19 protein-coding genes are annotated in these 20,069 nt (G+C 70.2%); 6 read left to right on the top strand and 13 right to left on the bottom strand.

Going from position 1 to position 20,069, the window contains the following annotated elements; genetic code table 11:
- The first annotated feature begins 1 nt into the window (after position 1).
- The 5 genes from ACFHYO_RS04310 (at position 2) to ACFHYO_RS04330 (ending at position 5,854) form a co-directional block, all read left to right on the top strand.
- Complete coding sequence (locus ACFHYO_RS04310; protein ID WP_394318609.1) at positions 2-940, top strand: ABC transporter permease; 939 nt, start codon at positions 2-4, stop codon at positions 938-940.
- Positions 937-1,773 (top strand): ABC transporter permease, encoded by an 837-nt coding sequence (locus tag ACFHYO_RS04315; RefSeq protein WP_394318611.1) that lies wholly within the window; start codon positions 937-939, stop codon positions 1,771-1,773. Before ACFHYO_RS04310 ends, ACFHYO_RS04315 begins: the two co-directional genes overlap by 4 nt.
- Positions 1,770-3,422: an ABC transporter ATP-binding protein gene (locus tag ACFHYO_RS04320; protein WP_394318613.1), complete on the top strand. Its 1,653-nt coding sequence runs from the start codon at positions 1,770-1,772 to the stop codon at positions 3,420-3,422. Before ACFHYO_RS04315 ends, ACFHYO_RS04320 begins: the two co-directional genes overlap by 4 nt.
- Positions 3,423-3,431: 9 nt before the next feature.
- On the top strand, positions 3,432-3,899 hold the full coding sequence (locus tag ACFHYO_RS04325; RefSeq protein ID WP_394318615.1) for a TFIIB-type zinc ribbon-containing protein: 468 nt from the start codon (positions 3,432-3,434) through the stop codon (positions 3,897-3,899).
- A 170-nt stretch (positions 3,900-4,069) separates the two neighbouring features.
- Positions 4,070-5,854 carry a BCCT family transporter gene (locus ACFHYO_RS04330; protein ID WP_394318617.1) on the top strand — a complete coding sequence of 595 codons (1,785 nt, stop codon included), beginning with the start codon at positions 4,070-4,072 and terminating at the stop codon, positions 5,852-5,854.
- A gap of 259 nt (positions 5,855-6,113) precedes the next feature.
- Here the strand turns inward: ACFHYO_RS04330 and ACFHYO_RS04335 are convergent, their stop codons facing one another.
- The gene (locus ACFHYO_RS04335) at positions 6,114-7,082 is read right to left on the bottom strand and encodes an L-malyl-CoA/beta-methylmalyl-CoA lyase (protein WP_036733857.1); all 969 of its coding nucleotides are present in this window, start codon (positions 7,080-7,082) and stop codon (positions 6,114-6,116) included.
- 167 nt (positions 7,083-7,249) lie between these two features.
- Here ACFHYO_RS04335 and ACFHYO_RS04340 point away from each other — a divergent pair, with 167 nt between their 5' ends.
- Positions 7,250-8,110 (top strand): D-amino-acid transaminase, encoded by an 861-nt coding sequence (locus ACFHYO_RS04340; RefSeq protein ID WP_394318619.1) that lies wholly within the window; start codon positions 7,250-7,252, stop codon positions 8,108-8,110.
- A 341-nt stretch (positions 8,111-8,451) separates the two neighbouring features.
- Here ACFHYO_RS04340 and ACFHYO_RS04345 read toward each other — a convergent pair whose 3' ends face one another.
- The 12 genes from ACFHYO_RS04345 to ACFHYO_RS04400 all read right to left on the bottom strand — a co-directional run bounded on the left by ACFHYO_RS04345 (position 8,452) and on the right by ACFHYO_RS04400 (position 19,986).
- On the bottom strand, positions 8,452-9,312 hold the full coding sequence (locus ACFHYO_RS04345) for a calcium-binding protein (RefSeq protein WP_394318621.1): 861 nt from the start codon (positions 9,310-9,312) through the stop codon (positions 8,452-8,454).
- A gap of 33 nt (positions 9,313-9,345) precedes the next feature.
- Positions 9,346-10,173, bottom strand: a complete 828-nt coding sequence (locus ACFHYO_RS04350; RefSeq protein WP_052171906.1) for an amino acid ABC transporter ATP-binding protein — start codon at positions 10,171-10,173, stop codon at positions 9,346-9,348.
- 13 nt (positions 10,174-10,186) lie between these two features.
- On the bottom strand, positions 10,187-11,638 hold the full coding sequence (locus ACFHYO_RS04355) for an amino acid ABC transporter permease (RefSeq protein ID WP_394318624.1): 1,452 nt from the start codon (positions 11,636-11,638) through the stop codon (positions 10,187-10,189).
- A 1-nt stretch (position 11,639) separates the two neighbouring features.
- On the bottom strand, positions 11,640-12,902 hold the full coding sequence (locus ACFHYO_RS04360) for an amino acid ABC transporter permease (RefSeq protein WP_394318730.1): 1,263 nt from the start codon (positions 12,900-12,902) through the stop codon (positions 11,640-11,642).
- A 179-nt stretch (positions 12,903-13,081) separates the two neighbouring features.
- The gene (locus ACFHYO_RS04365; protein ID WP_036703421.1) at positions 13,082-14,107 is read right to left on the bottom strand and encodes an amino acid ABC transporter substrate-binding protein; all 1,026 of its coding nucleotides are present in this window, start codon (positions 14,105-14,107) and stop codon (positions 13,082-13,084) included.
- A gap of 180 nt (positions 14,108-14,287) precedes the next feature.
- Entirely contained in the window at positions 14,288-15,004 is a 717-nt protein-coding gene (locus tag ACFHYO_RS04370; protein WP_394318627.1) for an ATP12 family chaperone protein, read from the bottom strand.
- Complete coding sequence (locus ACFHYO_RS04375; protein ID WP_394318629.1) at positions 15,001-15,657, bottom strand: HAD-IA family hydrolase; 657 nt, start codon at positions 15,655-15,657, stop codon at positions 15,001-15,003. Before ACFHYO_RS04375 ends, ACFHYO_RS04370 begins: the two co-directional genes overlap by 4 nt.
- Complete coding sequence (locus ACFHYO_RS04380; RefSeq protein ID WP_394318631.1) at positions 15,657-16,709, bottom strand: RluA family pseudouridine synthase; 1,053 nt, start codon at positions 16,707-16,709, stop codon at positions 15,657-15,659. Before ACFHYO_RS04380 ends, ACFHYO_RS04375 begins: the two co-directional genes overlap by 1 nt.
- The gene (gene crcB, locus ACFHYO_RS04385; RefSeq protein WP_043133135.1) at positions 16,706-17,071 is read right to left on the bottom strand and encodes a fluoride efflux transporter CrcB; all 366 of its coding nucleotides are present in this window, start codon (positions 17,069-17,071) and stop codon (positions 16,706-16,708) included. Before crcB ends, ACFHYO_RS04380 begins: the two co-directional genes overlap by 4 nt.
- A gap of 214 nt (positions 17,072-17,285) precedes the next feature.
- Positions 17,286-18,665: a replication-associated recombination protein A gene (locus ACFHYO_RS04390; RefSeq protein ID WP_394318633.1), complete on the bottom strand. Its 1,380-nt coding sequence runs from the start codon at positions 18,663-18,665 to the stop codon at positions 17,286-17,288.
- Positions 18,666-18,721: 56 nt separating this feature from the next.
- Positions 18,722-19,312 (bottom strand): acyl-homoserine-lactone synthase, encoded by a 591-nt coding sequence (locus tag ACFHYO_RS04395; RefSeq protein ID WP_036704559.1) that lies wholly within the window; start codon positions 19,310-19,312, stop codon positions 18,722-18,724.
- Between the two features lie 62 nt (positions 19,313-19,374).
- Positions 19,375-19,986 carry an autoinducer binding domain-containing protein gene (locus ACFHYO_RS04400; protein WP_394318635.1) on the bottom strand — a complete coding sequence of 204 codons (612 nt, stop codon included), beginning with the start codon at positions 19,984-19,986 and terminating at the stop codon, positions 19,375-19,377.
- Between the last annotated feature and the right edge of the window lie 83 nt (positions 19,987-20,069).

The following is a 20,069-nucleotide window of genomic DNA, read 5'->3' on the forward strand; positions in this document are numbered from 1 at the left end:
CATGTCGCCGATCCTCCGCCGCCTGCTCTCGCTGATCCTCAGCCTCGCTGTCGCCTCGGCGGTGATCTTTGCCGTCGTCGATCTGGTCCCCGGCGACCCGGCGAGTTTCATGCTCGGCACCGGCGCCCAGCCCGACACGGTGGCGGCGCTGCGCGAGCAGATGGGCCTCGACCTGCCGTGGCCGGTCCGCTACGCGCGCTGGCTCGGCGGGGTGCTGACGGGCGATCTGGGCACCAGCCTCGCCTACAAGACGCCGGTTGCGGGGATGATCCTCGCCCGGGTGCAGGTCTCGCTGCCGCTGGCGCTGATGGCGCTGGGGCTGGCGGTGGCGGTGGCGTTCCCGGTCGGTATGCTGGCCGCCCGCAGGCGCGGCGGGCCGGCGGATGCGGCGGTGATGGGGGCCACGCAGCTTGGCATCGCGCTGCCGAACTTCTGGTTCGCCATGCTGCTGGTGCTGGTCTTCGCGGTGAAGCTGCGCTGGCTGCCGGCCGGCGGCTTCCCCGGCTGGTCCCACCCCGGCGCGGCGCTGAAGTCGCTGATCCTGCCGGCCATCGCGCTGGCCCTGCCGCAGGCGGCGATCCTCGCCCGCGTGCTGCGCTCGGCGCTGATCGAGACGCTGGGACAGGACTACATCCGCTCGGCCCGCGCCAAGGGTCTGTCGCGCGGGCAGGCGCTCAGGCGCCACGCCCTGAGGAACGCGCTGATCCCGGTGCTGACGATCCTCGGGATGCAGTTCTCGTTCCTCATGGCCGGCGCGATCATCATCGAGAACGTGTTCTACCTGCCCGGCCTCGGCAGGCTGATCTTCCAGGCCATCACCCAGCGCGACCTGGTGGTGGTGCAGTCGGCGGTGCTGGTGCTGGTCGCGGCGGTGATCCTCGTCACCTTCCTCGTCGATCTGGCCTATGCGGCCGTCGACCCGCGGCTGAGGCGGCGATGACGCGCCGGCTGGGCCTCATCCTTGGACTGGCGCTGACCGCGCTGGCGCTCGGGGCGGCGCTGCTGTCGTGGGTCTGGACGCCCTACGGCGTGACCGGCATCAGCATCGCCGACAAGCTGAAACCGCCCTCGGCGGCGCACCCGTTCGGGACCGACCATTTCGGCCGCGACATCCTGTCGATGGTGATGGTGGGGGCGCGCACCTCGCTGGCCGTGGCGCTGGTCGCGGTGGGGATCGGCGTGCTGGTCGGGGTGCCGCTCGGCCTTGTCGCCGCCGCCCGCCGCGGGGGGTGGCTGGACGAGGCGATCATGCGCGGCAACGACCTGATCTTCGCTTTCCCCTCGCTGGTGATCGCCATCCTGATCACCGCGGCGCTGGGGCCCTCGGCGGTCAACGCCATCCTCGCCATCGGGATCTTCAACATCCCCGTCTTCGCCCGCGTCACCCGGGCCGGGGCGATGCCCTTGTGGACGCTCGATTACATCCGCGCGGCGCAGGTGGCGGGCAAGGGGCCTGCGCGCATCAGCCTCGAGCATATCCTGCCCAACATCGCCAACCTGCTGATCGTGCAGGGCACCATCCAGTTCAGCCTCGGCATCCTCGCCGAGGCGGGGCTGAGCTACGTCGGCCTCGGCGCGCAGCCACCGACGCCGAGCTGGGGGCGGATGCTGGCCGAGGCGCAGACGCTGGTCACGGTGGCCCCGCACGTCGCCATCGCCCCGGGCCTCGCCATCGTCGGCACGGTGCTGGGGCTGAACCTGCTGGGCGACGCGCTGCGCGACGCGCTCGACCCGCGGCTGCGGTTGCGGTCCACCGGCGTGGGGGTCGAATGATCTCGGTCCGCGACCTCGGCGTGACCATCGGCGGGCAGCGGGTGCTCGAGGGGGTGACGCTCGACCTCGCCCCCGGCCGCGTCACCGGGCTGGTGGGCGAGAGCGGGTCGGGCAAGTCGATGACCGCGCTGGCGGTGATCGGCCTCTTGCCCGAGGGCGCCGCGGCAACCGGCGAGGTCGTGCTGGACGGCACCAACCTGCTGACCCTGCCCGAGCGGGCGCTGAACGATCTGCGCGGCCGACGCATCGGGATGATCTTTCAGGAGCCGATGACGGCGCTCAACCCGCTGATGACCATCGGTGACCAGGTGGCCGAGGTGCTGACCCGGCATCACGGCATGGGCCGGACCGAGGCGCTGGCGGTGGCGCGAGCGCGGCTCGACCGGGTGGGGCTGGCGGCGCCGCGCTTTCCGCTGACGCTCTATCCGCACGAGCTGTCGGGCGGACAGCGGCAGCGGGTGGCGATCGCCATGGCCATCGCCGACGCCCCCGATCTGCTCATCGCGGATGAGCCGACCACGGCGCTGGATGTGACCACGCAGGCACAGATCCTCGACCTGCTGGCCGGGCTGGTGCGCGACGAGGGCATGGCGCTCATGCTCATCACCCACGACCTCGCGGTGGTGGCGGGGGTGGCCGACCGGGTGGCGGTGATGCAGTCCGGCCGCATCGTCGAGCAGGGCGAGACCGAGGCGCTGTTCCGCACCCAATCCCACCCCTACACCCGCGCCCTCTTCGCCGCCGCCCGCCACCAGCCGCCGCGGGTGGCGGTCGCGCCCGACGACACCCCGATCCTGCGGGTCGAGGGCGCGGTGCGCGCCTACCGCCTGCCCCGCCCGCGGATCGGCGCGCCGCATGGGGTGCTGCGCGCGGTGGACGGGGTCTCGCTCAGCGTCGCGGACGGCGAGTCGGTGGGGCTCGTGGGCGAGTCCGGCTGCGGCAAGTCCACGCTGACCCGCGCCATCCTCGGGCTCGACCCGTTGCAGGGGGGCCGCATCCTCTTGGACGGCGCGCCCGTGACCGCACGGATGCCGCGCGCGCTCAGGGCCAAGGTGCAGGTGGTGTTCCAGGACCCCTACGGCAGCTTCGACCCGCGCTGGCGGGTGGACCGGCTGGTGGCCGAGCCCTTCCACCTGACCGGCCGCCCCCGGAACTGGCGCGACCGCGTGGCCGAGGCGCTGGCCGAGGTCGGCATTCCCGCCGAGGCCATGTCCCGCCACATCCACCAGTTCTCGGGCGGGCAGCGCCAGCGCATCGCCATCGCCCGGGCGCTCATCATCCGCCCGCGGCTGGTGATCCTCGACGAGGCGGTGAGCGCGCTCGACGTGCAGGTGCGGGCGCAGGTGCTCGACTTGCTGGCGCGGCTCAGGGCGTCGCACGGGATGGCGTGGCTGTTCATCAGCCACGACCTGTCGGTGGTGCGCCGGATCACCGACCGGGTGCTGGTGATGGAGAAGGGGCGGATCGTCGAGGACGGCCCGACCGAGGCGATCCTGACCGCCCCCTGCCACCCCTATACAAGGCGGCTGGTGGCCGCGACGCCGCGGATTCCCGCCGACTGGACGCCCCCCGACGATGCGGGCCTCGCCGCCGCCATTCCCCCCTTGCAGGCGGCCCCGCCTGCCCTAACTCTGCCTGAACAGAGGTGAGGAGCGGCCATGCAGTGCCCCGTTGACGGCGAGACCCTGGTGATGACCGAACGCAGCGGGGTCGAGATCGACTACTGCCCCAAGTGCCGGGGCGTGTGGCTCGACCGCGGCGAGCTGGACAAGATCATCGACCGCGCCGCGCCGCCCGAGCCGCCGGTGGTGATGCAGCCGCCGCCCCAGCCGGGCTTCGGCGCCCCGCACGGCTCGGGCGCCTTCGCCCCCGCGCCCGCCGCCCACCCCGCCGCCGCGCCCGACCTGCACGGCGCCCCGCAGTTCCGGGGCGAGCCGGGCGGTGGTCGCCCTGACGAGTGGCGCTCAGACGACCGGCGCCACGACGAGCGGCGCGAGGCCGCCCGCTACGGCGACCGGCACGACGGACGCCGCCGCGACCGTGACCGCGACGATGATGACGACGACGACCGCCGCTATCGCAAGCGCAAGCGCGAGTCGTTCCTGTCGGACCTCTTCGACTTCTGAACGGGGCCGTTCACCCGGCCCCGCCCTATCGCCTGCCTTGATTCTCGACTGCAAGTCCCTGGCTCTTAACGGTTTCTCAATCTCCTGCGCCTAGACGGTTGGATTGGGCCGACGGGTTGTGACAGGTTCGCCCCCTTCACAACCCTGCGAGTCCCGATGACGAGGATGAGATGACAGACCCCACCCGCCAACCCGGGGCGCGTGACCTGACACGCGCCGACACCGACCCGACCGACCCCGCCGCGGATCGCCTCGTCCCCGAGGCGGACCTGGCCGAGACGGCAACAGAGCCCCTGCCCGAACCCGAGGGGCCGACCGAGATCATCGAGACCCCCTACGAGATCGGACAGGACAACGTCAGCCGCGCCGTCACGTTCGAGATCGACATCCACAAGGTGGTCTTCATCGTCTCGGCCGTGGTGATCGCGCTCTTCACCGTCGGCACCCTGGTCGGGCAGATCCTGACCGCCCAGCCCCCCATCGACGGCGTCGCCCAGCCGAGCGGGGTCGAGACCGCCTTCACCAGCCTGCGCGGCGCGCTGACCGGCAACCTCGACTGGTTCTTCCTCGCCGCCGGCAACGTCTTCGTGCTGCTCTGCCTCGGGCTGATCGTCTCGCCGCTGGGCAGCGTGCGGCTGGGCGGCCCCGAGGCGTCGCCCGACTTCTCGCTCTTCGGCTGGTTCGCGATGCTGTTTGCGGCCGGGATGGGCATCGGGCTCATGTTCTACGGCGTCAGCGAGCCGCTGGGCCACTTCGACGCGGCCCTCGGCGGCGTGGTGATCGAGGACGGCGTGCGCACCGACTGGGCCCCGCTCGAGGGTGCCGCGGGCGATCCCGTGGCCGCCCGCCGGCTGGCGATGGCGGCCACGATCTTCCACTGGGGGCTGCACCCCTGGGCGATCTATGCCGTGGTGGCGCTGGCGCTGGCGCTGTTTTCCTACAACAAGGGCCTGCCGCTGACGATGCGCTCGGTCTTCTACCCGCTCTTCGGCGAGCGGATCTGGGGCTGGCCCGGCCACATCATCGACATCCTCGCGGTGTTCGCGACGATCTTTGGGCTGGCGACCTCGCTCGGCTTCGGGGCCGAGCAGGCGACGGCGGGGCTGCATTACCTGTTCGGCATCCCGGCCTCGCTGACGACCAAGATCGTGGTGATCATCGCCATTACCATCGTCGCCGGGCTGTCGGTCGGGCTGGGGGTCGAACGCGGGGTCAAGATCCTGTCGCAGGCCAACATGATCCTCGCCATGCTGCTGCTGGCGTTCATCATCGCGGTCGGGCCGACCTGGCAGATCGCCACCGGCTTCTTCGGCAACCTGTCGGCCTATGCGCGGGACTTCATTCCGCTGTCGAACCCCTTCGGGCGCACCGACGACAACTTCCGCCAGGGCTGGACGGCCTTCTATTGGGCATGGTGGATCAGCTGGTCGCCGTTCGTGGGGATGTTCATCGCCCGCGTCTCGCGCGGGCGCACGGTGCGGCAGTTCCTGACCGCGGTGCTGGTGATCCCGGCGCTGATCTCGGTGCTGTGGATGACCGCGCTCGGCGGGACGGCGATCACGCAGTATCTCGGCGGGTTCACCGGCGCGGTGGACGCGGCGCTCGAGCTGCAGCTCTTCCAGATGCTCGGGCAACTGCCGCTCGCGCAGGTGACCAGCCTGATCGGCATCGTGCTGGTGATGGTGTTTTTCATCACCTCGGCCGATTCGGGGTCGCTGGTGATCGACACCATCGCCGCCGGCGGCAAGGTCGACGCCCCGGTGCCGCAACGGCTGTTCTGGGTGAGTGTCGAGGGGATGCTGGCCATCGCGCTGATGCTCGGCGGCGGCCTCACCGCACTGCAGGCGATGGCGGTCTCGACCGGACTGCCGTTCACGCTGGTGCTGCTCGGGGCGTGCTACGCGATCATCAAGGGGCTGATGGGCGAGCGCCGCGAGGTCAAGGCGGCGGATTGAGGTCGTCCGCGAAGAACGAAGGCCCGGCGCGTGCCGGGCCTTTTTTGTTTTTGAACAAAGCTTTGGGTTCAAGCCCACCGGAGCGATGGTGCGGCAGAACGTTCCAGCGTGTCAGTGATGCCGGGGGATTGTGGACCTCGCCGCCTCGCGCGAACCGGGCCCTTCAACAGAGACAGGCCCCGCAATGCAGCGGGACCTGTCGCTCCTCCCCCGATTGGCGGCTGGGCCTCCCCTCCGTGCCGCCCGGGTATTCGTCTCGTCAGCGCGTTGCCGCCTCGGCGATCAACTCCGCCTGACGCACGATCACTTGTGCCTGACGAATCGACGCGATGTCAACCAGTCGACCTTTGTATACCGCAGCCCCGGCCCCTGATTTCTGCGCCGCGTCCATCGCGGCGAGGATCTCGCGCGCTTCGCCCACCGCCGCTTCGGACGGCGAGAACACCTCGTTGGCGAGCGCCACCTGGCTCGGGTGGATCGCCCACTTCCCGACCATGCCCAGCGTCGCCGAGCGCAGCGCCTGGGCGCGGAACCCGTCCTGGTCGCTGAAATCGCCGAACGGGCCGTCGACCGGCAGCACCCCGTGGGTACGACAGGCGGCGACGATGGCGGCCTGCGCCCAGTGCCACGGGTCGGACCAGTATTTCTGCCCCTCGCGCGCCATGTAATAGTTTTCCTGGGTGCCGCCGATTCCCGTCGTGGCCATCCCCATCGAGGCGGCGAAATCCGCGGCGCCGAGGCTCATCGCCTGCAGGCGCGGGGTGGCGGCGGCGATCTCCTCGACATGGGAGATGCCGGCGGCGGATTCGATGATGACCTCGAAGGCGATGGGCTTGGTGCGGCCCCTGGCCTTCTCGATCCCGGTCACCAGCGCGTCGACGGCGTAGAGGTCCATCGCGTTGCCGACTTTGGGAATCATGATCTGGTCGATGCGGTCCGAGGCCTGTTCCAGCAGGTCCACCACGTCCCGGTACCACCAGCCGGTGTCGAGCCCGTTGATGCGCACCGACAGCGTCTTGGTGCCCCAGTCGACGTCGCCGATGGCCTGGATGACATTCTTGCGGGCCTGTTCCTTGTCGTCGGGCGCGACCGAGTCCTCGAGGTCGAGGTTGATCACGTCCGCCGCCGAGGCCGCCATCTTTTCAAACAGTTGCGTCCGCGACCCCGGCCCGAAGAGCTGGCAGCGGTTGAGGCGGGCGGGCGGCTGGGGTTGCAGGCGGAAGGACATTCGGACCTCGGTAAGGCAAGGATGTTTCGTCGTGAGCTGCGCCGGTGATAGATAGTTGCTGCGCCAGCATCAAGCGGTTCTGCGGCTGCACTGGCGCCCGCGGGCATTGAAGCACCGCGCGGATTGGCGCAGAACATCCCCGACCAGAGAAACCCCGGAGAAAGCCCATGTCCCGCATCGTCCATGTCAACGGCGCCCTGCTGCCCGAGGATCAGGCGACCGTCTCGGTGTTCGACCGCGGCTTCCTGATGGCCGACGGGGTCTATGAGGTGGTGAGCGTCCTCGGCGGGAAACTGCTGGACTTTCAGGGGCATATGACGCGGCTGGCGCGATCGCTGGGGGAGCTGGGGATCGCCAACCCGCATGACGAGGCGACCTGGCTGGAGTTGCACCGCCAGCTCGTCGCCGAGAACGCGCTCGAGGACGGGATGGTCTATCTGCAGGTCACCCGCGGCAATCCGGGCGACCGGGATTTCGCCTTTCCGCCCAAGGAGTTGCCGCCGACCGTCGTGATGTTCACGCAGTCGAAGCCGGGGCTCGCGGACAACCCGGCGGCGCAGACGGGCTGGAAGGTCTGCACCCTGCCCGACATCCGCTGGCACCGCCGCGACATCAAGACGGTGCAGCTGCTCTATCCGTCGATGGCGAAAATGGAAGCGAAAGCAAAGGGTTGCGACGATGCTTGGCTGGTCGAGGACGGGTTTGTGACCGAGGGCACCTCGAACAACGCCTATATCGTCACGGGCGGCGCGATCGTCACCCGGGCGCTGTCGCACGACATCCTGCACGGGATCACCCGTGCGGCCGTGCTGCGGCTGGCGCGCGAGGCGCAAATGACTGTCGAGGAACGCAATTTCACCGTCGCGGAGGCGCAGGCGGCGGACGAGGCGTTCATCACCTCGGCCTCGGCCTTCGTCATGCCGGTGGTCGAGATCGACGGCGCGACGCTGGGCGACGGCACCCCCGGCAAGCTCGCCCGGCGGCTGCGCGAGATCTACCTCGAGGAGTCGCGCAAGACCGCGGTCTGAGGCGCAACGGCAGCGCGCGCTGCGCCGCGCAACGGTGGCGGCGCGCCGGCGGCGGTTCGGGGCGTTTTCCCGGGAAATCGGCGAAAATCACGATGCACGGCCCATGCAGGGTTCGTGCATCGTTCGTGCGATGTTCATGCACAGTTCATGCGAACGGTTTTGCGGGTCGGGACCGACGCAGAAGGGGGCGCTCGCGCCCCCTCGGCCGCGGGCGCGGCCTCACCCCCTGAGGATATTTTTTTCCAGCCCGAGGCGACGCGCGCCGGCGGCGGAGGCGACCTGCCGCGCGTGAACGGTCAGGCCGTCACGGCGGCGCCGGGGAGGTCGCCGCAGCGGAGCGCTCAGGCGCCGGTTGCGGTGCTCTCGGCCGCCGGCTGGGCCTGGACCTGGTAGCTCACGTCGCGCACCAGCGTGTCGCGCAGCGTGGTGACCAGATCGCCGTCGGCCATCACCCGCACGTTGTCGCCGTCCTGGACCAGTTCGATCCGCGGCGGGGCCTCGGCCGGGCCCACGTACTGGATCACCACCCGGTCCTCGGGCGAATAGGCGATGCTCGAGTCGGGATAGGAGGTATGGACGAGGTAGTCGTCGCGGTCCTCGCCGCCGTCGGCGAAGTCGCCGGCGCCGAGCACGATGCGGTCGTCGCCCTCGCCGCCCATCAGCGAATCGGCGGCGTCGTCGGCCTGGTCGGCGGCGCCGATGGTGTCGTTGCCGTCGCCGCCGTCGATGGTGTCGCGGCCCGCCCCGCCGTTCAGCACGTCGTCGCCGTCGTCGTTGTCGCCGGGCAGGATCAGGTCGTCGCCCGCGCCCGCATAGACGGTGTCGTCGCCGGTGCCGCCCTCGATCGTGTCGTTGCCGTCGGCCACGTCGGGGCCTGCGTCCGGGTCGCCGTAGAGGTCGTCGCCCTGTCCGAGGAACACCCGGTCGTCGCCCGCGTCCGCGATCACCGTGTCGTCGCCGAGGCCGCCGTAGATCCAGTCGTCGCCTTCGCCCGCGTCGATGGTATCCTCGCCCGCGAGGCCGCGCAGGATCTCGTCCCCGGCGGTGCCGTCGAGCTCGTCCGGCCCCTCGGTGCCGTCGATCATCGGCAGATCGGGGACTGGCGTGCCCTCGTCGATCGGGTCATCGTCGCCGGTGCTGAGCAGGCTGCCCACCGCGGCAATGCCGAGCACCCCGAGCAGCAGCATGTACATCTGGTTCATCACGTCCCCCGAGCGTTATGCGCGTTTTCCGAATCAATGCCCGAGAATCTGCGACAAGAACAGTTTGGTGCGTTCGGATTTCGGATTGTTGAAGAATTCGGTGGGGGTGTTCTCTTCGACGATCTGGCCCTGGTCCATGAAGATCACCCGGTTCGCCACCGCCTGCGCGAAGCCCATCTCGTGGGTGACGCAGAGCATGGTCATGCCGCCCTCGGCGAGTTCGATCATGGTGTCGAGCACCTCCTTGATCATCTCGGGGTCGAGGGCGGACGTCGGCTCATCGAACAGCATGATCCGCGGCTTCATGCAGAGCGAGCGGGCGATGGCCACGCGCTGCTGCTGGCCGCCCGAGAGCTGGCCGGGGTACTTGTGCGCCTGCTCGGGGATGCGGACCTCGCGCAGGAAATGCATCGCGGTCTCCTCGGCCTCGCGCCGGGGCACCTTGCGGACCCAGATCGGGGCAAGGGTGCAGTTCTCGAGCACGGTCAGGTGCGGGAACAGGTTGAAGTGCTGGAACACCATCCCGACTTCGGAGCGCACCTTGTCGATGTTCTTGAGGTCGTTGGTGAGTTCCGTCCCGTCCACCACGATGCGGCCGGACTGGTGTTCCTCAAGCCGGTTGATGCAGCGGATCAGCGTCGACTTGCCCGACCCCGAGGGGCCGGCGATGACGATCCGTTCGCCACGGCGCACGGTCAGGTCGATGTCGCGCAGGACGTGGAAGGTGCCGTACCACTTGTTCATCTTGTCGATCTCGATCGCCACCTGATCGCTGACGGTCATGTGGCTGCGGTCGACGGCCCGGTCGGGCAGGCGCTCGGCAAGACGCTCGGACGGGTGGGAGAGGTCGGTCTGGGTCATGGTCTTGGGCCTCTCAGCGGTGCTCGCGCTTCAGCCGCTGTTCCAGATGCATGGCATAGCGGGACATGGCGAAGCAGATGAAGAAGAAGATGGTGCCGGTGAAGACGTAGGGCTCCCAATAGGCGCCCTTCCATTCGAAGGTGGCGCGGATCGTGTCGGCCATCTGCTTCAGCGGGTCGAAGAGGCCGACGAAGGTCACGAGGGTGGTGTCCTTGAACATCCCGATGAAGGTGCCGACGATGCCGGGGATCGAGATCTTGAGCGCCTGCGGCAGGATGATGAGGCGCTGCGCCTTCCAGTAGTCGAGGCCGAGCGAATCGGCGGCCTCGTACTGGCCGCGGGGCAGCGCGGCGAGCCCGCCGCGGATCACCTCGGCCATGTAGGCGCTGGCGAACAGCGTCACCATGATGATGACCCGCAGGATGATGTCGAAGCTCGTCCCCGGCGGCAGGAAGTAGTTGAGCAGGATCGAGGCGACGAAGAGCAGGGTGATCAGCGGGACGCCGCGGATGAACTCGATGAACATCACGGCGAGCATCTTGACCACGGGCATGTTGGATTGCCGGGCCAGCGCGAGGATGATGCCGAGCGGCAGCGACATGACGATGCCGGCGACGCCGATGGTGATGGCGAGGAGGAAGCCGCCGAACATCCGCGATTCGACGTAAGGGATGGAGAGCGGCAGCATCGCCTGGAGGTCGGTGGCGGCTTGCGGGCCGAGCCAGAGCCACCAGCCGATGGCCGCGGCGATGCCGAGGGCCGGGGCGAGGAAGCCGAGCCGTGCGGTCACGCGCCAGACGAGGAAGCCCGCGACGAACCCGGCGAGCGCCATGAGCGGCCCCCAGGCCGAGCCGCCCCAGAGCAGCCAGACCCCGAGGAAGGGAAAGAGCAGGCTCGCCAGCAGCGACCAGCCGGGGCGGTATTCGATCAGCGCGGTCCAGAGCACGATGGTCGCGGCGAGGATCATCAGCACCCGCGGCGGCGCGCCGAGCGCCACACAGGCGGCGAAGGCGGTGATGCCCGCCACCGCCAGCACCCCGCGCCTGAGCCGCGGGCTTTCCGAGAACAGCACCGGAGCCACGGCGAAGAGCAGCAGCCCCCAGGTCGCGGTCGGGCGCCAGTAGAGCTGCGCGGGGTAGAAGCCGTAGAGGAACTGGTTCCAGCGCTCGCGGATCACGGCGAAGCAGGCGCCGGTGGCGCCCTCGCCCGCGCGCTCGGCGATGATGCGGCGGCATTCGCCCATGCTGCCGGCGTTCCAGACGGCGTTGGCGAACCACGGCCAGAGGTGCGAGACGAGGTACCAGACCGCCGCCAACCCCGCGAGGGTCAGGATCGTGTTCAGCGGCCCCGAAAACAGGTTCTCGCGCAGCCACAGCACGGCGCCGGACTGGCGCGCGGGCGGGGCGGCCTGCGGCAGCATCGTGTCGCGGACGAAGGGGACGGTTTCGGCGTGCAGCTCGGACATCTCAGCGCTCCTTCAGCTTCACGCGGGCGTTGTAGACGTTCATCACCCCCGAGATGGCGAGGCTGATGGCGAGGTAGATCCCCATCATCACGATCATCGATTCCATCTCGCGCCCGGTCTGGTTCAGCGTCGTGCCGCCCAGCGTGGCGCGCAGGTCCGGGTAGCCCACGGCGATAGCGAGCGACGAGTTCTTGGTCAGGTTGAGGAACTGCGAGATCAGCGGCGGGATGATGACCCTGAGCGCCTGCGGCAGGATGACGAGGCCCATGATCCCGCGCGGTTGCAGGCCGAGGGCGGCGGCGGCCTCGGACTGGCCGCGGCTGACGGCGAGGATGCCGGCGCGGACGATCTCGGCGATGAAGGCGCCGGTGTAGAGCGAGAGCGCCAGCAGCAGGACGACGAAGCCGTTGTCGAGGTTGAGCCCGCCCGAGAAGTTGAAGCCGGTGAGCTCGGGGCGGATGAAGTGGACGCCGAAGACGCGCGACAGCACGATGAGCGGCACGAGATAGAGGGCGAGCGAGAACGGCCAGGTGAGCGGCCGCCGCCCCGTCGCGTCCTGCCGCGCCTGCGCCCAGCCCCTGAGCCAGCGGTGGATCAGCCAGGCCGCCACCAGCGCCACGACGAAGGCGAGGAACACCGTGTCGAGGCTGACCGGCCCCAGCGCCACGCTGCCCGGGTCGTGGTCCACGGCGAGCCGTGGCACGGCGGTGTAGCGGTTGGTCGGCGCCACGCTGTCGAAGAGGATCATCTCGGCCTTGGCGTTGCCGTCCGCGTCGGGGCGGTAGTCGCGCGGGCCCGGCATCACCTCGGTGAAGAGTGCGAGGATCACGAGGATCCAGAGCAGCAGGGGGACGTTGCGGAAGATCTCGACATAGACGGTCATCAGCCGCGCCACGAGCCAGTTGCGCGACAAGCGCAGCACCCCCACCAGCACCCCGATGATCGTCGCCAGCACGCAGCCGAGGGCCGAGACGAGCAGCGTGTTGGTCAGCCCCACCATCGCGGCGCGCAGATGCGTGTCGGCCGAGGAATAGGGGATGATGTGGAACGGGATGTCGTAGCCCGCCCGGTTCCACAGGAAGCCGAAGTCGAAGGTCTTGCCCTGCCGGGCGAGGTTCTGGACGGTGTTGTTCACCAGCCACGCCGCGAACAGCATGACGATGATGAACACCAGCGTCTGGATGGTGAGCGACCGGAACTTGCGGTCGTAGATCAGCATGGACAGCCGGAACGGGCGGTCCCCCGGCGCGGCGACCGGTGACATGGGCGACTTGGGCGCCATCGTCGACTCTCCCTGCGGGGCGGCGGCTCTGTCGTCCGCCTTGGACCGCGCGTCGTGTTGGGTCGTGGTGGGGGGCCGGGGCGGCGCGAGGGCCGCCCGCGACCCGGCTCAGGTCAGGCCGCCCCGCGCGCGCCGGGCGCGCGGGGGGACGGCCCCAGCCCTCAGCGGAAGGGCATCGCGTACATCAGCCCGCCCTGGGTCCAGAGCGCGTTCAGCCCGCGCGCCAGCCCGATCGGGGTCTGCTCGCCGATGTTGGCGGCGAAGATCTCGCCATAGTTGCCCGAGGCGGCGATGGCGCGCTTGGCCCATTCCTTGTCCAGCCCCAGCATCGCGCCGTAGTCGTCGGTCGCGCCCAGCATCCGCTGCACGTCGGGGTTGGTCGAGGACTTCGACAGCTCCTCGATGTTGGCCGAGGTCACGCCGTATTCCTCGCCCGAGATGAGCGCGTAGAGCACCCAGCGGACGATGTCGCCCCAGTTGTTGTCGCCGTGGCGCACCGCCGGCCCGAGCGGCTCTTTCGAGATGATCTCGGGCAGGATGATGTGGTTGTCGGGGTCGGCGAAGGCCGCCCGGGTCGCCGCGAGGCCCGAGGCGTCGGTGGTGTAGGCGTCGCAGGCGCCGGCCATGTACTGCTGCTCGCCCTCGGCGTTCGAGTCGATGTTGACCGGCTGGTAGGTCATGTTGTTGGCGCGGAACCAGTCGGCGAGGTTCAGCTCGGTCGAAGTGCCGGTCTGGATGCAGATCGTCGCCCCGTCGAGTTCCTTGGCCGACGACACGCCCAGGTCCTTGCGGACCATGAAGCCCTGGCCGTCGTAGTAGTTCACCCCGGCGAAATCGAGCTTGAGGTCGGTGTCGCGCTGGAAGGTCCAGGTCGAGTTGCGGGCGAGCACGTCGACCTCACCCGAGGAGAGCGCGGTGAAGCGGGTCTGGCCGGTGGTGGGGATGTATTTCACCTTGGTCGCGTCACCCAGCACGGCGGCGGCGACGGCCTTGCAGATGGCGATGTCGAAGCCCGACCAGTTGCCGTTGGCGTCCGGTGCGGCGAAGCCGACGAGGCCGGTGTTGACGCCGCAGTTCAGCACGCCGCGCGACTTGACCTGCGCCAGCGTCTCGCCTTCGGCGGCCATCGCGGCGCCCGCCGCGAGCGCCGCGGTGGCGGCGGTGGCCAGGAACAGCTTGTTGAGCATGGGATTCCTCTCTGTTGGGCGCCCGGACTGTGTTGCCCGGTGCGGTTTTCTTGGATCGCTCCGGCCCGGTCGCGCGGGATGTCCCCCCGCGGCGTCGCACCGTATCGGCAGCATCTTGCCGGTCCCTCCCCACAGGTCAACCCTGTCGCGCAGGCCGGCCCCGTCCCGATCCGGCGCTGGTCAGACCGCAGGCACGAGCAGCGCGAGCAGCCGCTCGGCCACCCGCATCGCGTCGAGCCGGGCGGCGGCGGCGGCCTCGGCCTCGTCGTCGCGGCCCCATTGCTCGGCCTGGTAGTCCTCGTCGAGGCGGGCGAGCCGGTGCGCGGTGGCCGCGTCGATCCGCCCCTCGAGGACCGCGAGCCCGAGGATGAGCGAGCCGGGCAGCGTCACGAGGTCATGCAGCGCGGTGAGCTGCCACGGGGTCAGCCGGTCCAGCCGGTCGCGCAGGCGGGCGAGCGTCGCGGGGTCCTGCGGCACCGGGATCACCCCTTCGGTGATCCTGAGCGGCGCCTTGAGCGCCACCGCCGCCCAGTCGATCAGCGGGTCCCACTCGGCCGCCTGCCGGGTCGCCAGCACCTCGGGGTGGTCGGCGCGGTAGCTGAGCAGGTCGGTGCCGCCATACTCGGCCAGCATGTCGGCGACCGCGGCGAACTGCGGCGCGACCTTCTCGATGGCCGAGTTCGCGGCCCGCGTCAGCGGCATCGCGCCGGGGTCGATGCGGTCGGTCTGGGCGTCCCATTCCTCGGCGATGGCGCGGGCCAGCGCCTCGGTCGGCAGCACGAGGGGCAGCTTGCCCGGCGTGCGGATCGGCTTGCCGTCGAGCGTGACCTGCCAGCCGCCCGCGACCGGCTCGGCCGCGGCCCGGGTCCAGAAGCGGCGCGGGGCCCACTCGCTCATGCCAGCCACGCGTCGATCATGCGGCCGAGGGCGTCCATGTCGGGGGCGACGTCCGCCGCGCCTGCGGCGCGCAGCGCCTCGGGCGTGTGGTGGCCCCAGGCGACCCCGAGGGCGCGGACGCCGGCGTTGCCCGCCATCTGGATGTCGAAGCTGGTGTCGCCGATCATCAGCGCGTCACCCGCGTCCACGCCGGCGGCCTGAAGGCAGGCGAGCACCATGCCCGGCGCGGGTTTCGAGGGGTGGTCGTCGGCGGTCTGGGTGGTCACGAACAGCCCCGCGATCCCGTGCGCCGCCAGCAGCGCGTCGAGCCCGCGGCGCGACTTGCCGGTGGCGATGGCCATCAGCACGTCCTCGCGCGCGGCCAGCCGGTCGAGGAGGTCGCGGGCGCCCTGAAACAGGGGCGATTCGCCGCCGCTGCGGGCGGTGAAATAGTGGCTGCGGTAGGTCTCGACCACGCGGGCGCGGGCGGGTTCGTCCGCCTCGGGCAGAAGCGTGGCGACCGCGACCGGCAGCGACAGCCCGACGATGCCGCTGATCGCGGCCGAGGGCAGCGGCGGCAGGTTGGCCGCGGCGATGCCCGCGTTCATCGAATCCATGATGATCGCGTGGCTGTCGACCAGCGTGCCGTCCACGTCCCAGATGATCAGCCGCATCACGCGTCCTCGAACGGGTCGGCGGGCACGTCGTTCTCGTGCCAGCCGAGGGTTTTCCAGGTCCGCGCCATGTGGTCCGGCAGCGGGGCGGTCAGGGTGATCCGCTTGCCCGTGATCGGGTGGTCGAAGCTGATCTGCCGGGCGTGCAGGTGCAGCTTGCGGCTGATCTCTCCGCCCAGCTGCGCGCCCCAGCCGTCGCCGAGGTTTTCCTGCCCCGACCCGCCGTACTTGCCGTCGCCGATGATCGGGTGGCCGAGTTCGGCCATGTGCGCGCGCAGCTGGTGGGTGCGGCCGGTGACGGGGACGAGCGCGCACCACGAGACGCGGGTGCCGAGCCGGTCGAGCACCGCATAGTCGGTGGTGGCGCGCTTGGCGCCCTCGGTCTGGTCGACCTTGGCGGGGTGGACGGCGACCATCTTCTCGCCCTCGCCGCCGCGGCCATGGCCGGGGGCCTTGACGAGACCGAAGCGGACCGTGCCCATCGCGGGCGAGGGCACGCCCGCGACCGCGGCCCAGTAGATCTTGCGGGTGGTGCGGGCGCGGAAGGATTCCGAGAGCCGCCGCGCCACCCGGTCGGTGCGGGCGAGCAGCAGCACCCCCGAGGTGTCCTTGTCGAGCCGGTGGACCAGCTTCGGCCGGTCCTTGTAGCCGAACATCAGCGCCGGGGTCAGGCCGTCCACGTGCCGGTCGCCCTGCCCCGAACCGCCCTGGCTCGGCAGCCCCGCGGGCTTGTTCAGCGCGATGATGTGCTCGTCCTTCCAGAGGACGGCTGACTGGATCATCCGCGCGTCATCCTCGCGCGGGGAACGGGCCTGGGCGGGGGCGCGGGGCGCCTCGGGCGCTGCGTCGGGCAGCGGCGGGATGCGGATGTCCTGCCCGGCCTCGATGCGGGTGGCGGGCTTGGCGCGGGCGCCGTCCACCCGCAGCTCGCCCTTGCGGCACATCTTCTCGATGGCGATCTGGTTGAGTTGCGGAAAGCGTTTCCGCAGCCAGCGGTCGAGGCGCTGGTCGCCCTCGTCCTCGGCCACGCGCAGGGTCTGGACGCCGCTCATGCCGGCCGCCCGAGGCTGAGGCCGAGCGCCAGCGCGGCGAGCGAGAGCGCCACCGAGGCGGCGACATAGCCGACCGCCAGCCCCTGCGCGCCGCGGGTCCACAGCGTCACCGCGTCGAGCGAGAAGGCCGAGAAGGTGGTGAAGCCGCCAAGCAGCCCGGTCATCAGCAGCGGCGCGTGGGCGCCCGCGCGCGGCAGCAGCGCCGCGGCGAGCACGCCCATGGCCAGCGAGCCCGCGACGTTGACGATCAGCGTGCCGAGCGGGAAGCCGGGCGAGACGGCGGCGGCCGCCCGGGTGACGCCGTAGCGCGCCACCGAGCCCGCCGCCCCGCCGAGCGCGACCTGGAGAATGGGGTTCATCATGGGCTGACCTCTAGGGGGGTTGCGCTCAAAGTCAACCGGAACGCCCCGGAGGCCGGGGGCGCTTCGCCCCCCGGACCCCCCGAGGATATTTGGGCAGGGAAGAAAGGGGGGGGGCTTCGGGGGGCGTGGGTGCCGCGCGTCCGGGTGGCGCGGGGTGTGGTTCAGGGGGGACTGCGGGTATGGGCAGGGCGCAGGGCACGGTCGCGCGGCAGGCCTACCCCCCGCGCTTCGCCCGCTGGCCCACGAACCAGTCGAGGCGCTTCTTCAGCTCGCGCTCGAACCCGCGCTCGACGGGGACGTAGAGGACCGGGCGCTTCATGCCCTCGGGGAAGTAGTTCTGGCCCGAGAACCCGTCCTCGGCGTCGTGGTCGTAGGCGTAGCCGGCGCCGTAGCCCTGTTCCTTCATCAGCTTCGTGGGCGCGTTAAGGATATGCGCCGGGGGGTTGAGGCTGCCGGTGCGCTTCGCCTCGGCGCGGGCGGCCTTGTAGGCGAGGTAGCCGGCGTTCGATTTCGGCGCCAGCGCGAGGTAGATCACCGCCTGCGCCAGCGCCAGCTCGCCCTCGGGGCTGCCCAGCCGCTCGTAGAGCGCCCAGGCGTCGAGGCAGTGGCGCTGCGCGGCCGGGTCGGCGAGGCCGATGTCCTCGATCGCCATGCGCGTCAGGCGGCGGGCGAGGTAGCGCGGGTCCTCGCCCCCCTCGAGCATCCGCGCCAGCCAATAGAGCGCCGCATCCGGGTCCGAGCCGCGCACCGACTTGTGCAGCGCCGAGATCAGGTTGAAGTGCTCGTCGCCCGACTTGTCATAGCGCGCGGCGCGGCGCATGAGCCGCTGCGCCAGCGCCTCGCGGTCGAGTTTGGCGTCGGTCTTCCACGCCATCACCTGCTCGATGAGGTTCAGGGCCGCCCGGCCGTCGCCGTCCGCCATCTCGAGCAGCGCGTCGCGGGCCGGGCCGTCGAGCGGCAGGGCGCGCCCCATCTCGCGCTCGGCCCGCTGGGCGAGCAGTTCGAGGTCGGCGAGTTCGAGACGGCGCAGCACCACCACCTGCGCGCGGCTCAGGAGCGCGGCGTTCAGCTCGAACGAGGGATTCTCGGTGGTGGCCCCGACGAGGAGGATCGTGCCGTCCTCCATATGCGGCAGGAAGCTGTCCTGCTGGGCCTTGTTGAAGCGGTGGATCTCGTCGACGAAAAGCAGCGTCCCCTTGCCGTCGGGCTGCTCGCGGCGCAGGCGGGCGGCGTCGAACACGCGCCGCAGCTCGGCCACGCCCGAGAAGATCGCGGAAATCTGGACGAACACCCGGTCGGTCTGGTCGGCCAGCAGCCGGGCGATGGTGGTCTTGCCGACCCCGGGCGGGCCCCAAAGGATCAGCGAGGACAGGCTGCCCGCGGCGAGCATCGCGCCCAGCGGGCCGGCCTCGCCCAGGACCTCGTCCTGGCCGATGACCTCGGACAGGCGTTGCGGCCGCAGCCGGTCGGCCAGCGGCCGGTGGGCGCCCCTGCCCCCGTCCGCGGCGGGTTGGCGATCCCGTGACCCACCCTTCCCGCTGCCGTGGGGCTGCAGCGGGGTCGGGGCGGGCGCGGAATCGAACAGGTCGGGCATGGCGCGAGACTATGCCCGACCGCCGGCAGAGTGTATCCCCCGCCGGCGGTGTCGCCTCAGTGCATCTTCCCGGCGAGATTGATGGCGGTGCACTGGTAATACCCATCGTCGATCCAGCAGAGACGGCCGATCGCCTCGGCCTCGATCTTGCAGCGCGAGAACACCCGCGGCCACGCCTCGCCGTTGAGCGACAGCAGCCGGGTCGCGCCGACGCCGCGGGCGCAGCTCACCATCGTGTCCACGAGCTGGGCGTGCACCCGGCGGCGGATCGACTGGGGGGTATCGTGGCTGACAAAGAGGCGCGTCGCCTCCCATGTGTGGTCGTCGACCGGGGCCTCGCCATAGAGCAGGTCCTGCGGGATCGAGCCGCCGAGGATGCCGCGCTGCGCGTCCCGGATCATGTAGGAATAGATGCCGCAGCTTGCAGTGGTGGGGGTCAACCGCATCCCGGCCAGCACCTTGCCGCCGTCATGCACGGCTACCCAACGCGACTGGGGGGTGTCGTACTGGTCGAACTCCATCCCGTCGACCTGGGGAAGGTCCCAGTTGCGCTGGATGATGAAGCTCTGGCGGCGGGCACGGAAGAAATTGGCGAACAGCTCGCCGTAGTTGTGGAGGTTGGTGAACGAGAGGGTCGTGGTTTGCATGGGTCTTCTCCTGGTTGATCGTGTCAACCCGTCGGAGCGCCCGCGTCGAAAGTCCCGTGGCCTTACAGCAAGCGGTAGTCCTTGGCGCGTTGCAGCGCCTCAGCCGTCGTCTTGGCCATCAGGCGTTCGCGGACCGAGATGAGCCGGGCCTTGAACGCGCTTTCGGTGATCCCAAGTTTCGCCGCCGCCGCCGCGTGACGGTCCCCCTCCGCGATGCACCGAAGGGCTTCTTGCTGAGCCTTCGTCAGGCTCTCCGGCGGCTCTGTCGCATCGTGGAGCCGTCGTACCAGTGTCGAGATCGCCTCGATCTCGTCATCCGTGAATTCACGCTTGTCATGCGCGCAACCGGCGATCGTGCGCGACTTGAGCGCGCCGCACGACACGATGACACCGTAGTTGAGCCCGAATCGCGCGCCTTCGGCGATGATCCCGAACGGGTCGGGGATCGGCAGCACCGACCAGCGGATCGAGCCGGTGGTCGAGAATCCCCAGGCGATCGTCGGGTCGCGCAGCGCGTAGCCGCGCTCGGCGTAGTGATCGGTCCAGGCCTTGGGATAGGCCTGGAACTGCATGATCGGCGCCGCATAGCGGATATGGAGCCCGATGAAATACCCCATCGGCGCCAGCTTGCGCAGGCGGGCGAGGATCGCGGTGATTTCTGCTCTGGAGGACATATCTTTTTAGATAAACTGCACACACTAACGTCAATCGGATACAGGAGGTCCGCCGCATCCGATCCATCTTTCCACGCCTCGCC

It is taken from the genome of Paracoccus panacisoli (genome assembly GCF_042435015.1).
In the GTDB taxonomy this organism is placed as follows: Bacteria; Pseudomonadota; Alphaproteobacteria; order Rhodobacterales; family Rhodobacteraceae; genus Paracoccus; species Paracoccus panacisoli.